The sequence below is a fragment of the Nocardia sp. CC201C genome (genome assembly GCF_030010695.1).
Classification (GTDB): domain Bacteria; phylum Actinomycetota; class Actinomycetes; order Mycobacteriales; family Mycobacteriaceae; genus Nocardia; species Nocardia otitidiscaviarum.
Genome location: NZ_JASCXP010000572.1, coordinates 1 through 3,568 on the forward strand (window position 1 = coordinate 1; position 3,568 = coordinate 3,568).

The 3,568-nt window shown below is 69.6% G+C and carries 2 protein-coding genes; both read left to right on the forward strand.

Annotated features, from left to right (window positions below; translation table 11 throughout):
* The first annotated feature begins 745 nt into the window (after positions 1 to 745).
* Complete coding sequence (gene lnt, locus QK444_RS34200; RefSeq protein WP_282786153.1) at positions 746 to 2,395, forward strand: apolipoprotein N-acyltransferase; 1,650 nt, start codon at positions 746 to 748, stop codon at positions 2,393 to 2,395.
* Positions 2,396 to 2,819: 424 nt separating this feature from the next.
* The coding region (locus QK444_RS34205) for a condensation domain-containing protein (RefSeq protein ID WP_282786152.1) at positions 2,820 to 3,568 on the forward strand (749 nt) is incomplete at its 3' end.

The window sequence follows — 3,568 nt, forward strand, 5'->3', positions numbered from 1 at the left end:
CCGCGTCGGCCGACTCCGTCCAGCGCTGGTCCACCGACCCCCGCTCCCGCGTCCCCGGACTCCCACCCCTCGACCCCACCGCGCCACTGCCGCGCTGCCTGCGCACCGTGCACCGCGGGGTCACCATCCATGGCGATTGAATCCATGGCGAATGGACCCCTGCGGCACAGCGCCCCGAGGCCCAGCTTCCCGCGGCATGGCGCCGTCACTCGCGGCTGTGTCGAAAGCTGCTCGTCCACCCCGCCGCGCCGCCGCTCGTCCGTCGCGGGTCCGACGGCTGCGGCATGCGTCATCCCCACCCGCAGGTCCGGCGAAACACGCTCCGCTCCTGCCGGATTCGGTGCCACCACGCGTCGACACCCATCGGGCGTGCCCGGTGCGGCGGTGAGCATCGGTGGTGGCAGCCGGTTCGCTGCGGTCCGGTCGTCGGCGCCACCGTGTCCCGTCGAACCGCAGGATCACGCGGGCGCGGTAGCCGAGGCGAGTCGACCGGGCGCGACATTCGACTGCGGGCACCGCCTGCACTCTGGGCATCGGGATCTCGGGACCGTGGATTTCGACGGCGGTCGTCGTGTGCGCCTTCTTCACCTCGGCACGCGGGGGCGACCTCGGTGGGCATCGGTGCCACCCGAGGCGGTCGGCAGTGTGGTCTGCCGGGTCATCGGTAGCGGGACCGATCAACTGCGTGGAGGGCACGGCCGTGAGTGACGGTGGGGCGGTGACGGACGCGGTGGACCTCGGTGGGGTGCGTGGCCGCGTCGAGGGTGTGGTGCGGCGGTATCCGGTGGTGGCGCGATCGTTGGCCGCCGCGGTGGCCGGGCTGTTGCTGTTCGCGAGCTTTCCGCCGCGGACGCTGTGGTTCCTGGCCCCGGTGGGCATTGCCGTGCTGACGCTGGTGGTACGCGGCAGTGGGCGGGCGCGTGCGGGATTCGGGTACGGGATGCTGGCGGGGCTGGGATTCTTCCTGCCGCTGCTGCCGTGGACCGGGATCTATGTGGGACCGGTGCCGTGGTTGGCGCTGTCGGCGGTGTGCGCGGTGTACGTGGGACTGTTCGGCGTGGTCGCGCGGTGGGTGGGGTGGCTGCCGGGGTGGCCGCTGTGGGTGGCGGCCGGATGGTCGCTCACCGAGTGGCTGCGGTCGAGTTTCCCGTTCGGCGGATTTCCTTGGGGGAGGCTGGCTTTCGGTCAGGGTGACGGCTGGTACCTGCCGTACGCCATGCTCGGCGGCGCACCGCTGGTCAGTTTCCTGGTGGCGCTCACCGGTACCGGATTGGCCGCGCTGGCGGTCGCGGTGCGGCGGTGGCGGGCGGGTGCGGAGGCCCCGGCCAACTCCCCGCGTCGTTCCAGATGGGGAGCTTGGCGTCCCACATCCTGGAACTTGATTATTTCCGCGACCATGCTTGTGGCTATCATTCCACTCACCGGAGTGATCCTCCGGACCGCGCTGCCCGGCCCGGAGGACGGCAACCGGCCGATCACGGTCGCCGCGATCCAGGGCAGCGTGCCCCGCCTCGGCCTGGACTTCAACGCCCAGCGCCGCGCGGTTCTGGACAATCACGTCCGGCGCACCGAGGAATTGGCCCGCGAGGTGGCCGCCGGTCGCGTCCCGCGCCCGGATGTGGTGATCTGGCCGGAGAATTCGTCGGATATCGATCCGCTGCGCAACGGCGACGCCGCCGCGCTCATCACCCGGGCCTCCGAGTCGATCGGGGCCCCGATCCTGGTCGGCGCGGTGCTGGTCAACTCCGACCGCACCACCACGAATTCGGTCATGGTCTGGGACGGCGCGAACGGTCCGGTCGACCGCCACGACAAGAAGATCATCCAGCCCTTCGGCGAATACCTGCCCTACCGTGAGTTCTTCCGGCACTTCTCCGAATACGCCGACCGCGCCGGATATTTCGTGCCCGGCGCGGGAGACGGTGCGGTGGACGTGCCGACCGCGGCCGCCGGGAGCGTGCCGATCGGCGTCGCCACCTGCTACGAGGTCGCCTTCGACCGCGCCTTCGAACAGTCGCTGCGCGCGGGCGCGGAAATCCTCACGGTGCCCACCAACAACGCCACCTTCGGCAAGAGCGAGATGACCTACCAGCAGCTCGCCATGTCGCGGGTGCGCGCGGTGGAGCACGGTCGCGCACTGGTGGTCTCGGCCACCACCGGGGTGAGCGCGATGATCGGCGCGGACGGCCGAATCCAGCAGCAGACTGCCCAGTTCGTGCCCGCGGCGCTGGTGGCCGAGCTGCCGCTGCGCACCGAGACGACACTCGCCACGCGGATCGGCCCCGCGCCGGAGTATGTCTTGTGTATTCTGGCCGCGGCCGCACTCGTGGCGGCAGCGATCCGACGGCGAACGACCACCCCCGCACCGCCGGCCGACCAGGACGCAGCCGGATAACCGTCCGGCTCCACACGCGAGGTGGCCCGTGCCCGGCGCGGGGTGTGATCGGTCCGAGCCGGAGCAGCCCTGCCGTTCGTGGCGGCGGCGCGTATGAGGGACGCCCGCCGAACCCGCCTGCCGCAGCTTCACCTGATGTTAGCTAAGTCACAGTAGCACCGCTGATATCGCGCACTCTGAATCCTATCAATACTGGTAGATCACGGTTTTCGCGAAGTTTGCGGTGAGGTAGCTAATCAATAATCCACTCCGCCAACGAGGTTCGTTGCCGGACAACTCGAGATCGCCACCAGTCCGGTCGGCGGGATGCACCGAATCATAGGGCGTGGATCACGTCCTACGACTACACGCGTGCGCGTGGCAGTCGCAGCGTCGGGTGCGGTGCTCGGGGAGTTGCGTCAACAGCGGCAGAACGGAGTGATTGATGAGTTCATTGGCCACGGATCGCGTCGACCAATGCTCTTCTGGTGAATTCTCAGCACAACCTTTCGCGCTGTCGCCCGCGCAATCGGCCCTCTGGTATGCCCAGCGCATCCGGCCCGATATTCCGCTCACCATCGCGCAATACGTGGAGATCCACGGCGATCTCGATGTCGGCCGCCTGCTCTACGCCATCGAGCGCTTCGGCTCCGAAACCCAGGTGGGCCATGTGCGACTCGCGGAGATCGACGGGATCCCGCACCAGGTGGTCGACCCCAGCTGGCGGCCCGGCTGGGCGCGCATCGACCTGCGCGCCGAACCCGACCCCCGGGCGGCCGCGCTGACCTGGATGAACGAGCACGCCAGCTCGGCCATCGACATCGAACACGATCCGCTCACCATCAATGTGGTGCTGCGGGTCGGGGATTCGGAGTACTTCTGGTACTCGCGCGCCCACCACATCGTCATCGACGGCTACGGCGCGATGAACGCCGTCACCCGCACCGCGGAGATCTACAGCGCGCTGGAGAACCACACCGAACCGGTGGTCTCCCGCGCGACCCCGCTGGCCGGCATCTACGCCGACGAATCCCGCTATCGCGAGACCACCCGCTTCCTCAAGGACGGGGAGTACTGGCGCGAACAGCTCGACGGTGTGGGCGATCCCATCACCCTGTCCGCCGCGGGCGCGGTCGCCACCGTCGCCGACGCCGGTCGCCGACTCGCGCCCGCGGTGCTGGCCCCGGCGCGCGA